Below are 21820 nucleotides of genomic sequence, written 5' to 3' on the forward strand. Positions count from 1 at the left end.
TTCCCACCCTAGAAGATGTCGGGCGGATCACACCATGAGTTCACTGGTGAACTTGAGTGCGACAGTTGTACTTCACCAGTGAACATTGACCGTGGAGTGGAAGCGTGGTGACGACTCGGTGAATTCGCGGACCCGGGTTCCGGGCCCGTTCTGGCAGAGTGGAATGATGGCGGGAGTGGAGAGGGGGCCCATGACCACGGGACAGGCGGCGGCGAACGGCCAGACGGGTGCGCGCTACGAGCAGATCGCCGAGCAGATCCGTGACGCGATCCGCGACGGACGACTGGCGGTCGGGGACAACCTGCCCGCCGAGACGGTGCTCGCCGAGGAGTTCGGCGTCGCTCCCGGCACAGTGCGCGAATCGCTGAGACTGCTCGTCGCCGAAGGCACGATCAGCGGCCGGCGCGGCGTGCGCAAATCGGTGCTCAGGGTGCCCCGGCCCGCCGCGATCGCCGAGGAGTTCCGCAGCTTCGCCCAATGGGCCAGCGCCCACGGACGGACTCCCGGCGGACTCGTCGTCGAGCAGAGCTGGGAGATCGCGGGCGAGCGGACCGCTGCTGCGCTGAGCGTCGATCCGCGCGCCCGGGTGCTCGCGGTGCTGCGCGTGCGCACGCTCGACGGGGAGAAGGTCATGGTCGAGCGCACCCGCTACCCCGAGAGCCTCGGGCAGATCATCGAGGCGCTGCCCGCGGACCTCGGATCGGTCACCCGTCACCTCGCCGACGTCCACGGCATCGTCTTCGCCGGAGCCGACCACGTCTTCTCCGCCATCGTCTGCGGCATCCAGGATGCGGCGCTGCTCGACGTCGCCCGCGGCCGCCCGCTGCTGCGCCACGTCCGTCGCAGCCGGGACGCGGCGGGCCGCCCGCTCGAGGTCTCCGAGGACCGCTACCTGGCGAACAACCTGTCCGTGGCGATCACCAACGGACGCAACGTCAATCCCCTCAGCTGGCTGACGTCCGACGACGTCGACTGGGCCTGAGGGAGTCGACTGGGCCTGAGACAACGGCGAAGGGCGCTCAGCCACCTGGGTCAGAGGTGGCTGAGCGCCCTTGGGGTGTCCGCGGCGATCAGGCTCGGATGATCACGCCTTGAGCTCGGCGGCGAGCTCGTGGAAGTCGCGGCTCGGGTTGCCGAAGCGGTGCAGCGTCATCGACACGGCCTGCTCCTGGACGTAGTAGCGCAGCTCGACGCGACCCGAGGAGGTGACGGGCTCGTCGATGACGGCGACCTCGGGGCGCTCTGCTGCGACCGCGAGCAGCTCCGGCTCGTACGTGCCGAGGACGCGGATGCGTGCGCCCACGGTGTCGTCGTAGCGACCGTCGGCGACCATCGATGCGAACGCCTCAGCCGATTCGACGCGGGAGGCCGCGCTGGAGCGTTCGACGGCGATCTTCACGTCCGCGGAGATGTCCGTGGCCACGCTCAGCTGCACCGTCGAGCCGACGGTCTGCGCGGCCGAGAGCGAGCGCTCGAGGTCGAACGCCGTCGCCGCCGCGGTGACGCGCAGGGTGACCGGGCGCGGACGGTAGCGGAAGATGTTCGCCTCCGAGCGCAGCCCCGTGTGGTCCTTCGCGGCACCGAACTCGGCGTCGAACCAGCGGCGGTCATCGGCCTGGGCGCGCTCGAGGCTCTGACCGTCGCCGACCGAACCGGGCAGGGTCGCCGGATCGTCGGTGTAGTGGCCGAAGAGCATGAGGTAGTTCGGGCCGCCGGCCTTCGACCCCAGACCGACAGACGACTGCTTCCATCCGCCGAAGGACTGGCGCTGGACGATCGCGCCGGTGATGCCGCGGTTGACGTAGGCGTTGCCCACCTCGACGCGGTCGAGCCACTGACGGACCTCATCGGGATCGAGCGAGTGGATGCCGCCGGTGAGGCCGAAGTCCACGGCGTTCTGGAACTCGATGGCCTCGTCGAGGTCGCGGGCGTGCATGAGGCCGAGGACCGGACCGAACACCTCGGTGAGGTGGAAGAACGACCCGGGCTTGACCCCGTCCTTGATGCCCGGGCTCCACAGACGGCCGGTGTCGTCGAGCTGCTTGGGCTCGAGCAGCCACGACTCGCCGGGATCGAGCGTCGTCAGCGCGCGACGCAGCTTGTCCGAGGGGTCCTCGGTCAGCGGTCCCATCGTCGCCGACAGGTTGGCCGGCCAGTCGACGACCATCGAGGACGCGGCGTCGATGAGCTGCTTGCGGTAGCGCTCGGAGTCGTACGTCGATCCGACCATGATGCCGAGCGACGCCGCCGAGCACTTCTGCCCGGCGTGGCCGAACGCGGAGTACACGAGGTCGGCGACGGCGAGGTCGCGGTCGGCGGCCGGGGTGATGACGAGGGCGTTCTTGCCCGAGGTCTCGGCGTTGACGTGGAGTTCGGGGCGGAAGGACTTGAACAGCGCGGCCGTCTCCGAGGCGCCCGTGAGGATGACGCGGTCGACATCCGGGTGGGAGACGAGGTGCTGACCGAGCTCCCGCTCGATCGGTGCGCTGAGCTGGAGGACGTCGCGCGGGACGCCGGCCTCCCACAGGGCATCGACGATGAGCGCCGAGCAGTACGGGGTCGGGCCCGAGGGCTTGTGGATGACCGCGGAGCCGGCGGCGAGGGCCGCGACGGTGCCGCCGGTCGGAATCGCGATGGGGAAGTTCCACGGCGGGGTGACGACGACCATCTCATCGGGCGTGAACGTCGCCCCCTCGAGCTTCTCGAGTTCGAGGGCGTGGAGCGCGTAATAGCGGATGAAGTCGATCGCCTCGGAGATCTCGGGATCCGACTGGGACGGCATCTTCCCGACCTCGGCGGCCTCGACGGCGATGAACTCGCCGCGGCGGGCGGCGAAGATCTCGGCGGCGCGGTGGAGGATCTCCCCGCGCGCTGCCGCTCCGAGGGCACGCCAGTCCGCGGCGGCGGTGCGACCGCGGGCGATCATCGCATCGATCTCGTCGGTCGATTCGATCGTCGGCGCGGCCGGACGGGAGTCGAGGTAGCCTGGTGCGGTCGCCTCGGCGATGATCGACCGGATCCACTTCTGGTTGGCCGGCAGCGACGGATCGGTGTCGGGTTCGTTGGCGAAGACGACCTGAGCGGGCCCGGCGACGTGCGCGGCGGAGCGGTCCTGGTGACGGTTCGGCAGCGGTGCGGCCTCGCCGTCGCGGGCGAGCTCGGACTCGAGCTGCGCGACCGAGGCGCGGAAGCGGTCGGCTTCGCGGTCGAAGATCGCATTGCCGTTGGCGAGCTCGAAGATGCCGGACATGAAGTTCTCCGTCGCGGAGTTCTCCTCGAGGCGGCGCACGAGGTAGGAGATCGCGACGTCGAACTCCTTCGGGTGCACGGCGGGCACGTAGAGGAGGAGGTCCCCGACGTCCTCGGTCACGGCGGCGGCCTGTTCGGTGGCCATGCCCTGGAGCATCTCGAACTCGACGCGGTCGGTGACCTCGCGGGCGACGGAGAGGTGGTGGGCGAAGGCGATGTCGAAGAGGTTGTGGCCGGCCACGCCGATGCGCAGGCCCTCCATGCGCTCGGGGGTGAAGAGCCAGTGGAGGACGCGCTTGTAGTTCGCGTCGGTGCTCTGCTTCGAATCGCACGTCGTCGTCGGCCAGCCGGCGACCTCGGCGTGGACGGTCTCCATCGCGAGGTTCGCGCCCTTGACGAGCCGGACCTTGATCCCGGCGCCGCCGGCGGCCACGCGCCGGCTCGCGAACTCGCTGAGCCGCTGGATCGCCCCGAGGGCGTCGGGCTGGTAGGCCTGGATGACGATGCCGGCCTCGAGGTCCGTGAACTCCGGTTCGGAGAGCAGGCGGGTGAACACGGCGAGCGTGAGCTCGAGGTCCCGGTACTCCTCCATGTCGAGGTTGACGAACTTCGCGCCCGTCGGGGCCTTCGCGGCCTGGGCGTAGAGCGGGCGGAGGCGGTCGACGACGTAGTCGACGGTCTCGTCGAAGGCCCACATCGACAGCTGCGAGGCGACCGAGGAGACCTTGACGGAGACGTAGTCGACGTCGTCGCGGGCGAGCAGGCGGTGCGTCTCCTCGAGGTGGTGGTCGGCTTCGGCGTCGCCGAGGACGGCCTCGCCGAGGAGGTTGATGTTGAGGCGGTGGCCCTCACCGGTGAGCTTGGCGACGGTCGAGCCGAACGGCTTGTCGCGGGCGTCGACGACCATGTGGCCGACCATCTGGCGCAGGCGGGTGCGGGCGGCGGGCACGACGACCTGCGGCATCACCTTCGCCAGGGCCGCGCCGGCCTTGATCTGCGCGCGGTCGAGCTTCGACATCGTCTCCGGGGCGAGCCTGCCGACCTCGGCGAGCGCATCGGCGGCGGCGTGGACGTCATCGGTGCGCACGACGCGGTCGACGAACCCGACGGTGAAGTCGAGTCCGTTGGGGTCGGAGAGGACGGCCGAGAGGCGTTCGGCCGCGGGGTTCTTCGCAGCGGTCTTGTTCGTGGCCACTCGCAGCCATCTGCGGACGGTGTCGACCGAGGCCGCGGTGAGCTGTTCGAGGTCGGTGTCTGTGTGCAGCAACGTGGGTCGTCCTTACTGTTGTGACGGGGTTCCGGCGGGATTTCCCTCAGTATGCGCCGCCCCGAATGCGGGGTGAATGGCTGGCGACCGCCCGCAGAATAATTTGAGTCAGAAGTCGTGAGCGCGTGGGTAGAATCGGGTCATGTACACGCCCGAGTTCCGTCGTCAGACCGTCGTTCGCGCGGCGGTGACCTCGATCGCCGAGGCGGCCGCGGAGGCGGGGGTGTCCGAGTCGAGTCTGCGTCGCTGGGTCCGCCGCACCGACCTCGGCGACCGTCCTCGCAGCGGCCGGCCGCAGATCCAGAGCACCGCCGCCCAGGTCGTCGAGGCGCTCGTGGGAACCGCGGGCGCCCGCATCTCCGGACCGGACTTCTCGACCCGGGCGCTCGCCGAGGCGACGGGCCTGAGCCAGAGCATCGTGACCCGGGCGATGCAGGACCTCACGGTGTCCTCGGCCCGCCTCGCCGAGGTCCGGACGGCCGGGGGCGGGGGTGACGAGGTCGTCGCCGCGGTCGGCGGGTTCCCGCTCATCGTCGTCGGCTTCCGCCGGCGTGCGGGAGCCGAGCCCGGTCCGGCGGTCCCGGCCAGGCGGATCCAGCGGCGCATCGCCGGGCTCGTCGCCGCACTGCGCTCGGCGGGGGTCGCCCGGTGGTCCCAGCGCTTCGGCAGCGAGCACCGGCAGACCGACGAGGCGGCGATGACGATCGTCCGCGACGGCGTGCCCGGGGTCGCCCCGAGCGCCCTGCGCCTCGTCGTCTTCGACCCCCTCGGCGAGGCCGCCGAGGTCGTCGCCGCATCGTTCGAGCACGCCCCGCATCTCAGCCACCTCTCCCTCCACCGTGACATCGATGCCTTCGTCACCGCGCTCAAGGAGGCGTTCGCGCACAGTCAGGACATTCCCGGCTCGCTCCTCGACCTCGTCTCCGGGCGGGTGCGCCACGGCTTCGAAGGGGTGAACTGGCAGGCCGGACGGCAGACCGAGGCGCCGAAAACTTCCACGAGTTCTGACTCAATGGAGATCTCCTCGTGGCTGCCGAGCGCGACCCGCTCGATCACCGAGCACCTCGCGATCGCCTTGCGCGAGGAGATCATCGACTCCGGCTACGAGCCCGGGGACCGGATCAGCCCGAAGCTGCTCTCCCGCCGCATGGAGGTGCCGCGGTCCTCGGTCGACGCCGCGCTGAGGCGGATGGTCGATGACGGACTGCTCGACGGCACCCGCGGCGGGGCGAGGATCCCGCTCATCACGACCGTCGACGTCCTCGACCTCTATGCGGCGCGGATGGCCGTCGGCGAGGTGCTGCTGCGGTCCCTCGCTCTGCGCCCGCAGCGGTTCCTCGTCCCCGTCCAGCTCGCCCTCCGGCAGGTCGAGGCCTCGGCGGCGACGCGCAGCGGCATCGACGTCGAGGATGCTGACCTCCACTTCCAGCAGGAGCTCGCGCGCGCCTCGGGGCTGCGGCAGAGCGCGCGGGCCTTCGAATCGCTCACCCTGCGTCTGCGCCTCTTCATCTCCGTTTTGAGGCTCGACTACTCCCCGGCCAGCGACCGGATCCTCGCCGACGACCGCGGCATCTTCCGGGCACTCTCCCGCGGGGATGCGCGGGAGGCCATCGAGGTGTGGCGGGGCAAGGTCGACAACGCCGTGCGCCACATGTCCGGACTCCTCGCCCGCCGTCGCTTCGACCACGAGCTGTGGGCGCAGCTGACCCAGCACTTCGGCTGACCCGGCCTGTCGCGCAGCGCTCACAGGCCCATGATCGTGATGGCGATCGTGAAGTAGACGAGCAGTCCGCTGGCATCGCAGAACGTCGAGATGAACGGCGTCGACACGACCGCCGGATCGACGCGGCACGCCTTGGCGGCCAGCGGGATCGACCCGCCGACGAGGGCGGCGATCGGACAGTTGACGATGAGGGTGAGGCCGATGATCGTCCCGATGTCGAGGCCGTAGAGCGGGGAGGCGATCGCGAACGCGGGGACGGCGAGGAGGACGCCGAGGGCCAGGCCCGTCGTGAACTCCTTGGCCGCGACCCGCGCGAAGTCCCGCAGCCCCACCTCGTCCATCGCCAGCGCCCGCGTCACGGTCGTCGCCGCCTGCGAACCGGTGTTCCCGCCGATCCCGGTGAGCAGGGGGATGAAGAGGGCGAGGGCGACCACCTCGGCGAGCGTCGATTCGAAGATCTCGAGGACGTGGACGGTGAGCACGGCGGACACGGCAAGGACGAGGAGCCAGACGATGCGGGTGCGGGCGATCGTGAGGATCGGGGTCGGCAGGTACCGGCGGTAGAGCGGCTGGGTGCCGCCGGAGAGCGCGAAGTCGGCTTCGTCGGCCTCGGCGATGATCCGGGCCGCGTCGTCGATCGGCACGATCCCGACGAGGCGGTTCTCGCTGTCGCACACGGGCAGGACGGGCACGCCGTCGCGCAGGGCCGCCCGGGCGGCCGTCTCCTGGTCCTCGCTCGTATGCGTGACCGTCTCGAGCGGGTCCATCGCCGAGGCGACCGGGGCGTGCGGGTCGCACCGGAGGAGTGCGAGCGCGTCGAGGGTCCCGATGAGGGTGCGGTCGGCGGTGAGGACGGGGAGGAGGCGGACGTCGGCGAGATCGACGTCGGCGGCGCGGATCCGGTCGGCCACCTCGGCGACGGTGTCGTCTGCCCACGCCACGACGGCCGTCGGAGACATCCGGCGGGCGATCGAGTTCCGGTCGTAGCCGGCGACGGCCATGACCGCGTCGAGGTCGGCAGGGGCGACCGCGGTGAGCAGCTTCGTTGCGACACCGGCGGGGAGCTCGTCGATGAGGCGGCTCTGGTCCTCGGGGTCGAGGTCGGCGAAGATCGTCGTCAGCTCCGTGGTGCCGAGCGCGGTGATGAGGTCGGAGCGCGTGCCGCGGTCGAGGCGGTCGAAGACGTCGACGGAGACGGTCTTCGGCAGGAGTCGGAAGACGACAGCCGCCTCGGTGGCGGGCAGCTGTGCGATGAGGTCGGTCGTCGCCGATGGGCCGAGGCGGCGCACGGCAGCGGCCAGGCGCGGCAGCTCACGGTCGGCGGTCAGGGTGCGGATGGTGGACGCGTCCATAATCGTCTCCGGGCAGTCGTCGATCGACGCCTGCGGAGGAGAGATCGGACGGCAGGCGTCAGGGCATGGGGGAGGGGCGGCACAATCGAGAGTCGGAATCCATCGACGACCACCTCCTTGACGCGGCTCCGGCAGTTCTCCTCCACCCTATCGGAGGGGTCGGACACGAACCGCATCGGGTAGATTTGGGGAGACATTCGGGCGAGACGAGGGAATATGCGACCGTGGAGATTCTGACTGTGGGCGTGGCCGGGGGCACCGGCAGCGGGAAGACGACGCTGACCCGGGCGCTGCTGGCCGAATGCGTCGGCGTGTCCTCGGTGCTCTACCACGACAACTACTATCGCCGGCAGGACGATCTCACCTTCGCCGAGCGCGAGCGCGTCAACTACGACGACCTCGACGCCTTCGACAACGACCTCTTCGTCGACCATCTCCTCGCGCTGCGCAGCCAGCGGTCGGTCGAGAGCCCGATCTACGACTTCTCCAACCACAACCGGAGCACGGACACGACCGTCGTCCAGCCCTCCCCGGTCATCATCGTCGAGGGCATCCTCATCCTCGCCGAGCCGCGCATCTGCGAACTCCTCGACATCAAGCTCTTCGTCGACACCGATGCCGACGTCCGGCTGCTGCGGCGGATCAAACGCGATGTCATCGAACGGGGTCGGACGCTCGAATCCGTCGAGGAGCAGTACCTCGGCACCGTCAAGCCGATGCACGAGCTCTACGTCGAACCCTCGAAGCGCAACGCCGATCTCATCGTCCCCGAGGGCGGCCACAACATCGTCGCGATGGACATGATCATGCGGAGGATCAAAGCCGGGGCGTGACGCCCGGGTGGCGTGTCGTCCCAGGTCACCGAGGTCGGAGATCTCATGTCAGGACCGTGCCCTAGGGTGCGGTCATGGACTTCGAACCTGCCCTCGCCGGTGGGGCGCCTGTCCCGGACGGGGCGTCGGACTACCTCGCCGAGGTGGCCCGGCTGAGCGGATTCCTGCGCGGTGCCGCGGCGGCGGAGTCCGAGGACGAGGCGCTCGCGCGGATCACCGCGCTCGAGGAGCTCACCGCGACGATCGCCGCCGCCCAGTCGGCTGAGGCCGTCGCCTTCGCCGAGCTGCGCCGGGACCGGGACCGGCTGAACGGACTGCCCGTCCAGGAGTGGGGTGTGCGCGCCGGGGACGAGGTGGGGCTGGCCAAGCGGGTCTCACCGGGGTCGGGGCGGAAGTTCCTCACCGCCGCCCAGGCGCTCGTCACCGAACTGCCCGGCACCTATGCAGCGCTGGCGGCCGGGGAGATCTCCGCGGACCGGGCGCGGATCATGGTCGAGGAGACGGCGACGCTCGACCCGGGGGATCGGGGCCGCGGATGCGGGAGAGCCTCGGCCAGTCGGGGCCGCGCGGTCTGCGCACCGAGGTGCGGGCACTGGCGATGCAGGTCGACGCCGCGGATGCCGCGAAGAAGGCGGAGCGTGCCGCCGCTCACCGGCGGGTGTCGCTGACAACGCTCGCCGACGGCATGGGGCGGGTGAGCGCGATCCTCCCGCTGCCGCAGGCCGTGGCCGTGTGGACGGGGCTGAAGGCCGAGGCGGATGCGGTGATCGCCGCCGGGGAGGCGCACGGTCGGCGGCACCCGCAGATCATGGCCGACGGCTTCGTCGAGCGGCTGACCGGGCAGACGAGGGCCGCGGCGGTGCCGACGGAGGTCCACGTCGTCATCGACGCCGAGTCGCTCTTCGCCGACGGGATGGTGCCGGCGTGGATGCCCGGATTCGGGCCGCTGCCGGCGGAGTCCGCGCGGACGTTCCTCGCCGCGAACGAGGCGGAGGTGTTCATCAGGCGGATGTTCACGAGCGTGACCGACGGTCAGCTCGTCGGCACCGAATCGCGCTCGCGGGCCTTCACTGGGCGGCTGCGGCAGATGGTGATCTTCCGCGACGATCGGTGCCGGACCCCGTGGTGCGATGCCCCGATCAAGCACGCCGATCATGCTCAGCCGTTCGCCGCCGGCGGTGACACCTCGTGGGAGAACGGCTCGGGACTGTGCGCCTCCTGCAACTACGCGAAGGAGCACCCCGGGTGGTCGCACGAGGCGACCGCGACGGGCCTGACGGTGACGACCCCGACCGGGCGGAGGTACGCGACGACGACCCCGCCGTTGCTCATACGGATGAAGCATCCGCGGCGGTCGAACCGCGGGATGGCCGGCGCCGGTCCTCCAGACGGCGGTGCGAGTGACTGGCGTCGGGTCTTCGCCGGTCTGCTCGAGCCGGACGCGGCCCCGGCGTGGTCGGTGAGAGACCCGGTGCGCCCGCCGCCGCGGCGACGCGCCCGCTCCCACGCCGAGGAGGTCCTCCGCACGCAGATCCGCGCTCGCGCCGGATGACGCGGCCGGGTGAGACGGCCGGGTGACAGTTCTGCAACATCCTCGTCACCGGCCGGCGGCAGGTGAAACCGAGGATGGTGGTCATGAACACCGTGGACCGCCCCGCACCCGTCGGCACGCAGCTGCTGCCGCGCGGTCGACGGTCGCGGTGGGTGGCGCGGTGGCTGCCGCTCGTCGCGCTCGCGTCCTGGGTGGCGATGATCTGGGTGCCCGTGCTCGACAGCGGGAACCATGAGGGTCCCCGCCTCGTCATCACCTCGCTCGGCGAGCAGCCGATCGCCCCGGAGACGAGCGATGTCGCGTTCCTGCTGCCGTGGATCGCGATCATCGCGTGCGCGGTCACCGCATGGATCTCACGCTCACTCGTCATGTGGTCCCCGGCGGCGGTGATCCTCGGGCTCGTGCTCCTCGTGGCGCTCACCCTCATGCTGCTCGACCCGCCGTTCTTCATGTGGGACGGGATGGACGAGCAGGGTCGCTGGGTCGGCGGGATGGAGATCGGCTATCCGGCGCCCGGGGCGGTGCTGTGGGCGCTCGGCAGCACGGCCCTCATCGTCGGCGGCATCTTCGGCCTCTACGGCAGCCGGCACTGCCGTCACCGCAGGCACGCCGAGAAGTACTCGGGCTCGCGCTTCTGAGGTCGACAGTCGGAGACGGCGGTGTCGCCTGCCGAAAGTGGCTGCGTCAGCTCCCGGAGACGGCGGCGGCCAAGCGGTTGAGCGACTCGTCGAGCTGGTCCTCGCTGACGACGGGGAACAGGGAGAGCAGCTTCGGGTCGTCGACCTTCGACCAGTCGTAGGTCAGCGTCACCTCGGTGCTGTCGGGGCCGACCGCATTGAGCTCGTAGACCCATTCCCAGCCGCCGGGCTCCTTCGGATTGTCCGACTGAGCCGGCTGCCACCCGACCATCTTGTTCGCGTCGTACGCGGTGACATGGTTGTGCATCCGGTAGTCGCCGCCCATCGCGTCGGCGAACATGTTCATGACGAAGACGTCGCCGACGCCCTGGATGCGCTGGGACTTCTCCGCCGCCCGCACCATCCCCGAACCGTCGAACTGCTCGTGGTTCTCCGGGAGGGTGAGGACGTCGAAGATCTCCTGTGTGGGGTGGTCGATGACACGGGTGACTGTGATGCTCTTCTCATTCGTAGCCATACGACCACCCTGCCACAGGCGCAGTGCCAATCCGAGGCCTTCGCCCCGGTCATCAGCCAGCTCTCAGACAGGCCGGCTCTCAGCTCTCGGGGAGGAAGACCCCGGCGAAGAACTTCCCGATCTCCTCACGGGCGCTCAGCGGGTAGATGCCGGCGACGTACTGGTCGGGCCGCACGACGACGACGGCACCGTCACGGCTGATCTCGCGGGTGTCGAAGATGTCGTCATCGGGCAGGGCCGCGTAGATGTTCTCGAGGTACTCGAGGCTGTACTTCCCGACGAAGGGGCGGAAGACCGGGGGCACGTCGGTGAAGTCGAACTCCGTGTGCGGCTGCTGGTAGATGACCTTGAGCTCGACGAGGGCGTCAACGTCCTCGCCGGTGCGGCGGTAGGCCACGAGCGGGGAGGCGGGATCGGATTCGAGCCAGTCGGCGAGGCCGGGAACTCCGTTGAGCGCCTCGGCGTCGGTCTCCTGACCCGGGGTCGCCCCGTCGGCGAAGACGTAGATCCGCCAGCGGCCGTCGGCCTTCGCCTCGTGCCCGAGGTGGAGGGGGTAGGAGTCGACGACGCGGTTGACGCGCGCGGACTTGAAGCGCTTGCCGACGGGGAAGCCCGCCGCGAGCTCCTGGTTGGCCGTCGAGGCAGTGATCATCGACTCCGTGTACTCGGTCATGAAGCCGGCGGGGAACTCCGCGGTCTTGACGTAGAAGTCCTCGAGGTAGGCCTTGTCCGGCAGCTGATCCTGCGGGGTGGCCATGAGCGTCGACCACTCCTTGTCGAAGTCGATGAGGTTCTTCGCGGTGACCTGGCGCTCAGCGGAGTAGGTCCGCAGCAGCTCGGACGACGACCGGCCGGTCGCGACCTGCCCGAGCTTCCAGGCGATGTTGAAGCCGTCCTGCATCGAGACGTTCATGCCCTGACCGGCCTTCGCCGAGTGCGTGTGGCAGGCGTCGCCGGTGATGAACACGCGCGGGCACGGGGAGTCCGGGACCGACTCGTCGGTGTCGTCGAAGGCGTCGGTGAGGCGGTGGCCGACCTCGTAGACGCTGTGCCACGCGACGTTCTTCACGTCGAGCGAGTAGGGGGCGATGATGGCGTTCGCCTTCGCGATGATCTCCTCGATGCTCGTCTGGCGCACCTTGCGCGCATCATCGACGGGCACCTCGCCGAGGTCGACGTACATCCGGAAGAGATGACCGCCCTCGCGGGGGATGTGGAGGATGTTGCCGTGCTTCGACGAGATCGCGCACTTCGTGCGGATGTCGGGGAAGTCGGTGTTGGCGAGAACGTCCATCACGCCCCACGCATGGTTGGCCTGGTCACCGGACATCGTCCGGCCGATCGCCGAGCGCACCCCGGAGCGGGCGCCGTCGCTGCCGATGACGAAGCCGGCGCGGATCGTGCGCTGCTGGCCGGCGCGCTCACCGGCGGTGTAGCGCACGGTCACCGACACCGGGTGCTGGGGATCGGCGGCGGTGGCGGGATCCTCGACGGAGAGGTCGACGAACTCGATGCCGTAGTCGGGTTCGATGCGGGCCGGGGACTGCTTGGCGAACTGCGCGAAGTAGTCGAGAACGCGGGCCTGATTGACGATGAGGTGCGGGAACTCGCTGACGCCGGTCTCGTCGTCCTTGGGACGGCCGGTGCGGATGATGTGATCGGGGTTCTCGGGATCCGGATTCCAGAAGGCCATCTCCGTGATGTGGTAGCCCTCGCGCATGATCTCCTCGGCGAAGCCGAACGCCTGGAACGTCTCGACCGAGCGCGCCTGGATGCCGTCGGCCTGGCCGATGACGAGGCGCCCGTCGCGCTTCTCGATGATCCGGGTGTTGACCTCGGGATATTGGGCGAGCTGTGCGGCGGCGACCATGCCCGCCGGTCCGCTGCCGACGATGAGGACGTCGACCTCGTCGGGCAGGGCTTCGGGTCGGTCGATGCCGTACCCCGCCGCCTCCTCGATCCGCGGATCCGCGGACACGTAGCCGTTCTGATGGAAGTGCATATCAGCCTCCGGTTTCTCACACACCCTCGTGCGTCTCGAGTGATCCATCACGCACACTGTGATTGAGATCGTATCAGTTCATATACGATCAAGCACGCGAATCCAGGAAATCACGACAAGCCCTTGTCCAGTGGCAAAGCATCGTATACGATTCAATCAATCAACGACGAGAGAACGAGGTTTCGATGTCGACTGCAGTGCCCTCCCGCCCCGGCAAGATCATCGCCGTCCACGTGGCGTACGAGTCCCGTTCGGCCCAGCGCGGCAAGCGCCCCGCCGCACCCTCGTACTTCCTCAAGGCCGCGAGCTCGGTCGCCCCGAGCGGAGCGACGATCGAGCGCCCCGCCGGCACGAAGCTGCTCGCGTTCGAAGGCGAGATCGCCGTCGTCATCGGCAGCCCCGCCCATCGGGTCACCGCGCATGAGGCGTGGGATCACGTCGCCGGCGTCACCGCGTCCAACGACTTCGGTCTCTACGACCTCAAGACCCCTGACAAGGGGTCGAACGTGCGCTCGAAGAGCCGCGACGGCTACACCCCGCTGGGTCCGAACCTCATCCCCGCCGCCGAGGTCGACCCGCAGGAGCTGACGATCCGGACGTGGGTCAACGGCTCCCTCGTCCAGGACGACGACACCGGCCCCGACCAGCTCATCTTCCCGCTCACCCAGATCATCGCCGACCTCAGCCAGCACTTCACGCTGGAATCCGGGGACGTCATCCTCACCGGCACCCCGGCCGGCTCGACCGTCGTCGCCCCCGGCGATGTCGTCGAGGTCGAGGTCACCGGCGCCTCCTCGGCGTCGGGGGAGCAGCTGAGCTCGGGACGCCTGCGCACCGAGGTCGTCGAGGGTCCCGGCGACTTCGACGCAGCGCTGGGCAGCACTCCGGCCGTCACCGAGGCGCTCGCCGCCGATGCGTGGGGCTCCCGCGAGGAGGCAGGCCTCCCGCCGGAGGACGACGGATCCCTGCCCGCTGGGCTGCGCGAGAAGCTGGAGAAGGCGCCGACCGCGGGTCTGTCCGCGCAGCTGCGCGCCCGCGGCCTCAACAACGTCGTCATCGACGGGGTCCGTCCGCTCAAGCCGGGCACGACGCTCGTCGGGGTCGCCAAGACCCTGCGCTTCGTCCCCAACCGGGAGGACCTCTTCAAGTCCCACGGGGGAGGCTACAACGCGCAGAAGCGCGCCTTCGACTCCCTCAAGCCCGGCGAGGTCATCGTCATCGAGGCCCGCGGCGAGTCCGGATCGGGCACGCTCGGTGACATCCTCGCCCTCCGCGCGAAGTCCCTCGGCGCCGCCGGGGTCGTCACCGACGGGGGCGTCCGCGATGCCGCCGAGGTGGCCGGCATCCTCCCCGTGTTCGCGACCGCGAAGAACCCCGCGGTGCTCGGTCGCAAGCATGTGCCGTGGGAGTCCGATGTCGCCGTGGCCTGCGGCAGCGCCACCGTCCTGCCCGGCGATGTGATCGTCGGCGACGACGACGGGGTCATCGTCATCCCGCGTGACCTCGCCGAGGAGGTCGTCGACGCAGCGCTGGAGAAGGAGACCGAGGACGGCTGGGTCGCCGATCAGGTCGCCGCCGGCAATCCCGTCGACGGTCTCTTCCCGCCGACCGGTGAGTGGAAGGCGAAGTTCGAGGAATGGAAGAGCTCACGATGACCGCCGAGGCCGCCCCGCTCGGCCAGCGCCTGAGCAAGGCCGAGCTCGCGTACAACTGGATCCGCGAGCGCATCGGGGACCACACGTTCGACGCCGGCGACAAGCTCGTGCTCTCGCAGATCGCCGTCGACCTCGACACCTCCGTCGTGCCCGTGCGGGAGGCGATCCGCAGGCTCGAAGCCGACGGTCTCGTCACCTTCGAGCGCAATGTCGGAGCGCGGGTGGCGATGGTCGACCACGGGTCGTACGTCCAGTCGATGGAGGCCGTCGCGATCCTCGAGGGCGCGGCGACGGCGCAGGCGCTCACCCACATCACCGATACTGACCTCGCCGCCGCCGAGGCGCTCAACGAGCAGATGCTCGCCCTGCTCGACGACTTCGACCCGGTCGAGTTCACGCGGCTCAACCACGAGTTCCATGCCGCGCTCTTCGCCCGCTGCCCCAACGATCGCCTCCGCACGCTCGTCGGCGTCGAATGGGACCGGCTCGCCCACCTGCGCAACTCGACGTTCTCCTTCGTTCCCGAACGCGCCCGGGAATCCGTCGACGAGCACTCCCGGATCATCGCACTCATCCGAGCGGCCGCCTCGGCGGATGAGGTCGAACGCGTCGTCCGCGCCCACCGCACCGCCACCCTGCACAGCTACCAAGAAGCCACCACAGCAACAGAGAGGGACAAGTCATGACTGCGTCCACCACTGCTCCCGCCAACCTGCCGGAGAAGATCCGCCACTACATCGACGGCGAGTTCGTCGACTCCCTCGACGGCGACGAGTTCGACGTCATCAACCCCGTGACGAACCAGCCCTACATCAAGGCCGCCTCGGGGAAGAAGGCCGACATCGATCGCGCCGTCGCCGCGGCGAAGAAGGCCTTCGAAGAGGGTCCGTGGCCGACGATGCTCCCGCGCGAGCGGGCCCGCGTGCTCAACCGCATCGCCGACATCGTCGAATCCCGCGAGGACGAGCTCGCGGCCATGGAGTCCTACGACTCCGGGCTGCCGATCACCCAGGCCAAGGGCCAGGCCCGCCGGGCCGCGGAGAACTTCCGCTTCTTCGCCGACCTCATCGTCGCCCAGACCGACGACGCCTACAAGGTGCCCGGACGGCAGGCCAACTACGTCAACCGCAAGCCCAAGGGCGTGGCCGGGCTCATCACCCCGTGGAACACCCCGTTCATGCTCGAATCGTGGAAGCTCGGCCCGGCGCTGGCGACCGGAAACACCGTCGTGCTCAAGCCCGCCGAGTTCACCCCGCTCTCGGCGTCCCTGTGGCCGGGCATCTTCGAAGAGGCCGGCCTGCCCACAGGCGTGTTCAACATGGTCAACGGCTTCGGCGAAGAGGGCTTCGCGGGCGATTCCCTCGTCAAGCACCCCGACGTGCCGCTCATCTCCTTCACCGGTGAGTCCTCGACCGGCCAGGCGATCTTCGCCAACGCCGCCCCGTGGCTCAAGGGCCTGTCGATGGAGCTCGGCGGGAAGTCCCCGGCCGTCGTCTTCGCCGACGCGGACCTCGACGCCGCCGTCAACGCGACGATCTTCGGGGTCTTCTCCCTCAACGGTGAGCGCTGCACCGCCGGGTCGCGCATCCTCGTCGAGGACTCGATCTACGACGAGTTCGTCGAGCGCTATGCCGCCCAGGCGAAGCGGGTCAAGGTCGGTCTGCCCTCGGATCCCGACACCGAGGTGGCCGCTCTCGTCCACCCCGAGCACTACGAGAAGGTCATGTCCTACGTCGAGCTCGGCAAGGAGGAGGGCCGCCTCGTCGCCGGCGGCGGACGCCCCGAGGGCTTCGAGGACGGCAACTTCGTCCAGCCCACCGTCTTCGCCGACGTCACCCCCGACGCGCGCATCTACCAGGAGGAGATCTTCGGCCCCGTCGTCGCGATCACGAAGTTCTCCTCCGACGAGGAGGCGCTCGAGCTCGCCAACGACACGAAGTACGGGCTCGCCGCGTACATCTGGACCTCGGACCTCAAGCGCGCCCACAACTTCGCGCAGGCCGTCGAATCCGGCATGGTGTGGCTGAACTCGAACAACGTCCGCGACCTGCGCACCCCCTTCGGCGGCGTCAAGGCCTCGGGCCTCGGCCACGAGGGCGGATACCGCTCGATCGACTTCTACACCGACCAGCAGGCCGTGCACATCAACCTCGGCGAGGTCCACAATCCCGTCTTCGGGAAGCAGTGAGAGGAAAACCCATGTCCGACCCCATCACCACCCCCACCGTCCCCGCGCCCGACGTCGTGCGCTGTGCGTACATGGAGATCGTCGTCACCGACCTCCAGCGCTCCCGCGACTTCTACGTCGACGTCCTCGACCTGCAGGTCACCTGGGAGGACGAGAACTCCGTCTACCTGCGGTCGATGGAGGAGTTCATCCACCACAACCTCGTCCTCCGCAAGGGTCCCGTGCCCGCGGTCGCCGCGTTCTCCTTCCGGGTCCGCAGCCCGGAGGAGGTCGACGCCGCCGAGGCGTTCTACCGTGAGCTCGGCTGCCCCGTCGAGCGGCGCAAGGACGGCTTCGTCCGCGGCATCGGCGACTCCGTGCGCGTGCAGGATCCGCTCGGCTTCCCCTACGAGTTCTTCTACGACGTCGACCACGTCGAGCGGCTCGCATGGCGCTACGACCTCTACTCGCCCGGTGCGCTCGTCCGCCTCGACCACTTCAACCAGGTCACCCCGGACGTGCCGCGCGCCGTGAACTACATGGAGGACCTCGGCTTCCGCGTCACCGAGGACATCCAGGACGATGAGGGCACCGTCTACGCGGCGTGGATGCGCCGCAAGCCCACCGTCCACGACACCGCGATGACCGGCGGCGACGGACCGCGCATGCACCACGTCGCGTTCGCCACCCACGAGAAGCACAACATCCTCGCGATCTGCGACAAGCTCGGCGCGCTGCGGATGTCCGACTCGATCGAGCGGGGACCCGGCCGGCACGGGGTGTCGAACGCCTTCTACCTCTATCTCCGCGATCCCGACGGGCACCGCATCGAGATCTACACGCAGGACTACTACACCGGCGACCCCGACAACCCGCGGGTGACGTGGGACGTCCATGACAACCAGCGCCGTGACTGGTGGGGCAACCCGGTCGTGCCCTCGTGGTACACCGACGCCTCGACGGTCCTCGACCTCGAGGGCAACCCCGTGCCGCTCACCGCCCGCACCGACGACTCCGAGCTGGAGGTGACGATCGGCGCCGACGGGTTCTCCTACACGCGCCGGGAGGACGCCGAATCCGACTTCGGAGCCCACTCGGGCGCCGAGGACGGCGAAGAGGAATTCAAGCTCGGCCACCAGCTCTGAGGAGGGGACATGCTCGAAGACGCCGTCATCGCGGGCATCGCCGATGAGCTCGCGGAAGCGGAGAGGACGCGGTCGAAGATCGGTCTGCTCACCGCCGCCCACCCGGACATGACCGTCGAGGACTCGTACGCGGTCCAGCGGGAGTGGCGCCGGCGCGGCGAAGCCGCGGGACGGCGGATGGTCGGGCACAAGATCGGTCTGACGTCGAAGCCGATGCAGCAGGCCACCGGCATCACCGAACCCGACTACGGGACGATCTTCGCCGACCAGGTCTATGAGACCGGCGCGGTCATCGACCACGCGCAGTACTCGGGAGTCCGCATCGAGGTCGAACTCGCGTTCGTCCTCGGTGCCGACCTCACCGGCCCCGACGTCACGCTCGTCGACGTGCTGCGGGCCACGGAGTACGTCGTCCCGGCGCTCGAGGTCCTCTCCTCGCGCATCGAGATGGAGGGGCGCACGATCGTCGACACGATCTCCGACAACGCGGCCCTCGGCGCGATGGTCCTCGGCGGGCGGCCGGTGGCCGTCGACGCCGTCGACCTGCGCTGGGTCGCAGCCCTGCTCTACCGCAACGAGACGATCGAGGACTCCGGTGTCGCCGCCGCCGTCCTCGACCATCCGGGCCGCGGCATCGCGTGGCTGGCGAACAAGCTCGCCGACCACGGGGACAGCCTGCGGGCGGGCGAGACCGTGCTCGCCGGCTCATTCACGCGACCGATGTGGGTCCACCCCGGCGACACCGTCCACGCCGATTACGGAGATCTGGGAGCCATCACATGTCGTTTCGAGTAGACCTGCCGCCGACGTTCGCCGACCGGATCCGCGGGCTCGCCGACGGCGACCACCTCGCGGGGATGTGGGTGAGCTCGGGGTCGCCCGTGGCCGCCGAGATCGCCGCGTCCTCCGGGCTCGACTGGGTCCTCATCGACGGTGAGCACTCGCCGATCGGCCTCGAGACGACGACCCGGCTCCTCCAGGCGATGAACGGCTATCCGGCCACCCCCGTCGTCCGCGTCCCCGTGTGCGATCGGGTCCTCATCAAGCAGCACCTCGACCTCGGCGCCCAGAACCTCCTCGTGCCGATGGTCGACACCGTTGCCGACGCCGAGGAGGCCGCCCGGGCCGTGCGCTACCCGCCTGCCGGGGTCCGCGGGGTCGGGTCCGCGCTGGCGCGGGCCTCACGCTGGAACACCGTGCCCGACTACCTCACCCGGGCGGCCGACCTCGTGTCCCTGACCGTGCAGATCGAGTCGGCGACGGCCGTGGAGAACGCCGCGGAGATCGCCGCCGTCGACGGTGTCGATGCCGTCTTCGTCGGGCCCTCCGACCTCGCCGCCTCGATGGGGCTGCTCGGTCAGCAGACGCACCCCGATGTCACCGCGGCGGTGCGCGCGACTTTCGAGGCGGTGCGGGCCGCGGGCAAACCCGTCGGCGTCAACGCCTTCGACCCGGTGCAGGCGCGGGCCTACCTCGATGCAGGGGCGTCGTTCGTCCTCGTCGGCGCCGATGTCAGCCTGCTCGTCGCCGGTGCCCGCCGCTGGGCCGAGGAGTGGTCCGGTCGGGACTGAGTCAGCGGCGCTCCGCGACCTCTTCCGCGCCGGTGGCCTCATCGTCTCCGCCGACCGGTGACGAGCAGCGTCGCCGCTCCCACCCCGATGAGGACGATGCCGGCGCCGATGAGCAAGCCATGGCCGGTCGCTCCCGTTCGCGGCAGCTCTGAGACAGGGCCCGGGGCCTGAGGCCGGTCCGCGACCGGAGTCGTCGGGGGAGAGCTCGGCGGCACAGGTTCCTCCGAGGGCACAGGTTCCTCCGGTGGCGCCGGCTGCTCCGGGGGCGAGGGCGCGGTCGGGGGAGGACTCGCGGTGCCCTCCGCCACCCGTTCCACGGTCTCGGCGGGGATGCCCCATTCGCTCGTCCAGCCGCGGTGGACGTCGTCCTCGGCAATCGTCGTCACGAACGTCACCCAGCCGACGGGCATATCGATCGGCTCCGTGCTCACCGTCGCGCTGCCCTCCTGATCGGCGACGACGGTGATGTCCTGGGCGGCGATCTCGGTGCCCGACGGTGTCGCCGACTGCTCCGGTTCCTCGTCGGTGCGATAGGCCGTGACCGTGAGCCTCGCCTCGGCGCCGGGCCGCAGCCCGGTCACCGCGACCTCGTCGGTCACGGTGTCGCCGTCGAGCCGGGCCTGGGTCTGCGCTGTCGGGGTCCACGGGGTGAAGCCCGTCTCCTTCGGCTGGCCGTGGATGCCCGTCCACTCCCTCGTCGAGTCGTCGGCGGCGATGGTCTCGGTGAAGTAGACCCAGCCGCGGAAGTCCGCGGGGATCCGAATGCCGGGGGACTCGTGGGTGCCGTTGCCGACGTCCGCCGACGTCACGGATCCGACCACCTCGGCGTCGTCGTTCCTCTTCCCCACCTCCGGCTTCGACGTCGTCGCCCACAGCTCGTGGACGACGTCGACGGTGTGGTCGCCGATGAGACCGGACACGGTGAACGTGTCGGTGACCGTGTCCCCGGGGGAGGGGTTCGCCTCCGAGATCTCCGTGACCACCCGCGGCTGCGAGGTCAGGTCGACCTCGGCGGAGTCGGTGAGCGTGATGGGTTCGCCCGGGGTGATGACCCGCTGCACCCGGGTGCCCGACGTCGGCTCGTAGAGGGCGACGGTGTCCGGGGCGACGCTCGCCGAGGCGCTCACCCTCACCGTGCCCGGACCCTCGGCGGTCAGCGTCGTCGTCGCCGGAGCCGTCCCGCTCGTCAGACTCGCCGGGCCGTCGGCGCCGGTGACCTCGAGCGTGATCGGCACATCGGGCACCGCGGTCCCCGACGCCGTCGTCAGGGCGGCGGTGAGCGTGACCCGGTTCGTCGTCGGGAACGACGGCGTCGGGTCTGCGGGGGCGCGAGCGAAGTCCCCCTCGCCCGCGGCATAGGGTTCGAGGATGGGGATGTCGAGGACCGGTTCGAGCGCGATGGTCAGCGTGTAAGGTCCTGCCATCCGCTTCGCCTCGGCCATGATCGTCTCGTACTGCTGCGCGGCCCCCTCGAACTCCGCACCGAGGTCGCCCGGCTCCTGCGGCGGGACCGTGTGATCGTGGTCGATGCGCTCATCGGTCCGGGCGATCGCGCTCAGCGCCGCCTGCACATCGGGATCCGGTGAATCCGCGTACGTCGCCAGCGCCCACGCCGTGACCGGCGCCGTGACCTCCTGCGCCGTCGCGTCGGCGAAGAACTCCGGCAGCGGCGACTGCTTCCCCGCGTCGATGCAGTACGCGAACGTGTCCGGGAACGTCCGATACGCCCCGTACCAGGTCTTTCCCTCGGGCGCTTCGTGCCAGATCCCGGGACCGTAGGCGTCGGCGCTGCTGAGCATCGGCACCTCGCCGAGCTCGGCACTCGCCCCGTGCGCGGGCCCGGGGGAGAGCCCGGCGCAGGAGAGGACGGCGACGATGAGGAGGACGAGGACGGACAGGGGCGTGGGTCGTCTGCGAGTTTTCATGCCCCGATTGGACGCCCCACGACAGAGTCCTGACCAGACCCCGACAACCCCCTGTGGAAACCGGTGCCGGCGTCCACAGGAGAATGAGCGCGAGTCGACAAGGCAGGTTCACGGCTGGGGACGCGAGTCGGCGGCGCGGCCGGGCGCGGCCGGCGGGCTCCTCAGCCCTGCAGAATCGGGCAGCGACGACGGCACGGCCCTCCCGCCTCGGTGCCGGGAATCCA

17 protein-coding genes are annotated in these 21820 nt (G+C 69.9%); 12 read left to right on the forward strand and 5 right to left on the reverse strand.

The window, feature by feature from the left end:
• Positions 1-190 precede the first annotated feature (190 nt).
• On the forward strand, positions 191-982 hold the full coding sequence (locus ACFQ91_RS06835) for a GntR family transcriptional regulator (protein ID WP_344251418.1): 792 nt from the start codon (positions 191-193) through the stop codon (positions 980-982).
• A gap of 102 nt (positions 983-1084) precedes the next feature.
• Here ACFQ91_RS06835 and ACFQ91_RS06840 read toward each other — a convergent pair whose 3' ends face one another.
• The gene (locus ACFQ91_RS06840; protein ID WP_344251417.1) at positions 1085-4516 is read right to left on the reverse strand and encodes a bifunctional proline dehydrogenase/L-glutamate gamma-semialdehyde dehydrogenase; all 3432 of its coding nucleotides are present in this window, start codon (positions 4514-4516) and stop codon (positions 1085-1087) included.
• A gap of 142 nt (positions 4517-4658) precedes the next feature.
• Between ACFQ91_RS06840 and ACFQ91_RS06845 the strand changes: the two genes are divergently transcribed.
• On the forward strand, positions 4659-6239 hold the full coding sequence (locus ACFQ91_RS06845) for an FCD domain-containing protein (protein ID WP_344251416.1): 1581 nt from the start codon (positions 4659-4661) through the stop codon (positions 6237-6239).
• A 20-nt stretch (positions 6240-6259) separates the two neighbouring features.
• On the opposite strand, the gene mgtE is transcribed toward ACFQ91_RS06845, so the two are convergent.
• Entirely contained in the window at positions 6260-7591 is a 1332-nt protein-coding gene (gene mgtE, locus ACFQ91_RS06850; protein ID WP_344258479.1) for a magnesium transporter, read from the reverse strand.
• Positions 7592-7815: 224 nt separating this feature from the next.
• Between mgtE and udk the strand changes: the two genes are divergently transcribed.
• The 4 genes from udk to ACFQ91_RS06870 all read left to right on the forward strand — a co-directional run bounded on the left by udk (position 7816) and on the right by ACFQ91_RS06870 (position 10614).
• The gene (udk, locus tag ACFQ91_RS06855; RefSeq protein ID WP_137825150.1) at positions 7816-8424 is read left to right on the forward strand and encodes a uridine kinase; all 609 of its coding nucleotides are present in this window, start codon (positions 7816-7818) and stop codon (positions 8422-8424) included.
• A gap of 74 nt (positions 8425-8498) precedes the next feature.
• Positions 8499-9092, forward strand: coding sequence for a hypothetical protein (locus tag ACFQ91_RS06860; protein ID WP_344258477.1), 594 nt, complete (start codon positions 8499-8501; stop codon positions 9090-9092).
• Positions 9093-9511: 419 nt separating this feature from the next.
• Positions 9512-9976, forward strand: coding sequence for an HNH endonuclease (locus ACFQ91_RS06865; protein ID WP_376872323.1), 465 nt, complete (start codon positions 9512-9514; stop codon positions 9974-9976).
• An 83-nt stretch (positions 9977-10059) separates the two neighbouring features.
• Positions 10060-10614, forward strand: coding sequence for a hypothetical protein (locus ACFQ91_RS06870; RefSeq protein ID WP_137825149.1), 555 nt, complete (start codon positions 10060-10062; stop codon positions 10612-10614).
• Positions 10615-10660: 46 nt separating this feature from the next.
• Here ACFQ91_RS06870 and ACFQ91_RS06875 read toward each other — a convergent pair whose 3' ends face one another.
• Positions 10661-11131, reverse strand: coding sequence for an SRPBCC family protein (locus tag ACFQ91_RS06875; protein WP_211978103.1), 471 nt, complete (start codon positions 11129-11131; stop codon positions 10661-10663).
• Between the two features lie 79 nt (positions 11132-11210).
• Positions 11211-13133 (reverse strand): FAD-dependent monooxygenase, encoded by a 1923-nt coding sequence (locus tag ACFQ91_RS06880; RefSeq protein WP_211978102.1) that lies wholly within the window; start codon positions 13131-13133, stop codon positions 11211-11213.
• 185 nt (positions 13134-13318) lie between these two features.
• Here ACFQ91_RS06880 and ACFQ91_RS06885 point away from each other — a divergent pair, with 185 nt between their 5' ends.
• The 6 genes from ACFQ91_RS06885 to ACFQ91_RS06910 are packed head-to-tail and all read left to right on the forward strand — an operon-like array spanning position 13319 to position 19671.
• Complete coding sequence (locus tag ACFQ91_RS06885; RefSeq protein ID WP_211978101.1) at positions 13319-14788, forward strand: fumarylacetoacetate hydrolase family protein; 1470 nt, start codon at positions 13319-13321, stop codon at positions 14786-14788.
• On the forward strand, positions 14770-15474 hold the full coding sequence (locus ACFQ91_RS06890; RefSeq protein ID WP_249120911.1) for a GntR family transcriptional regulator: 705 nt from the start codon (positions 14770-14772) through the stop codon (positions 15472-15474). Before ACFQ91_RS06885 ends, ACFQ91_RS06890 begins: the two co-directional genes overlap by 19 nt.
• Positions 15471-16976 carry a 5-carboxymethyl-2-hydroxymuconate semialdehyde dehydrogenase gene (gene hpaE / locus ACFQ91_RS06895; RefSeq protein ID WP_198500571.1) on the forward strand — a complete coding sequence of 502 codons (1506 nt, stop codon included), beginning with the start codon at positions 15471-15473 and terminating at the stop codon, positions 16974-16976. The genes ACFQ91_RS06890 and hpaE overlap by 4 nt, the downstream gene beginning before the upstream one ends.
• Positions 16977-16987: 11 nt before the next feature.
• A complete protein-coding gene (hpaD, locus tag ACFQ91_RS06900) occupies positions 16988-18100 on the forward strand; it encodes a 3,4-dihydroxyphenylacetate 2,3-dioxygenase (protein WP_211978100.1) in 1113 nt (370 codons plus the stop codon).
• 9 nt (positions 18101-18109) lie between these two features.
• Positions 18110-18895: a fumarylacetoacetate hydrolase family protein gene (locus tag ACFQ91_RS06905; RefSeq protein ID WP_211978099.1), complete on the forward strand. Its 786-nt coding sequence runs from the start codon at positions 18110-18112 to the stop codon at positions 18893-18895.
• Entirely contained in the window at positions 18880-19671 is a 792-nt protein-coding gene (locus ACFQ91_RS06910; RefSeq protein ID WP_211978098.1) for an HpcH/HpaI aldolase/citrate lyase family protein, read from the forward strand. The genes ACFQ91_RS06905 and ACFQ91_RS06910 overlap by 16 nt, the downstream gene beginning before the upstream one ends.
• 38 nt (positions 19672-19709) lie before the next feature.
• Here the strand turns inward: ACFQ91_RS06910 and ACFQ91_RS06915 are convergent, their stop codons facing one another.
• Positions 19710-21596 (reverse strand): LPXTG cell wall anchor domain-containing protein, encoded by a 1887-nt coding sequence (locus ACFQ91_RS06915; RefSeq protein WP_211978097.1) that lies wholly within the window; start codon positions 21594-21596, stop codon positions 19710-19712.
• Positions 21597-21820 lie beyond the last annotated feature (224 nt).

It is taken from the genome of Brevibacterium sp. NPDC056726, assembly GCF_042790515.1.
In the GTDB taxonomy this organism is placed as follows: domain Bacteria; phylum Actinomycetota; class Actinomycetes; order Actinomycetales; family Brevibacteriaceae; genus Brevibacterium; species Brevibacterium sanguinis.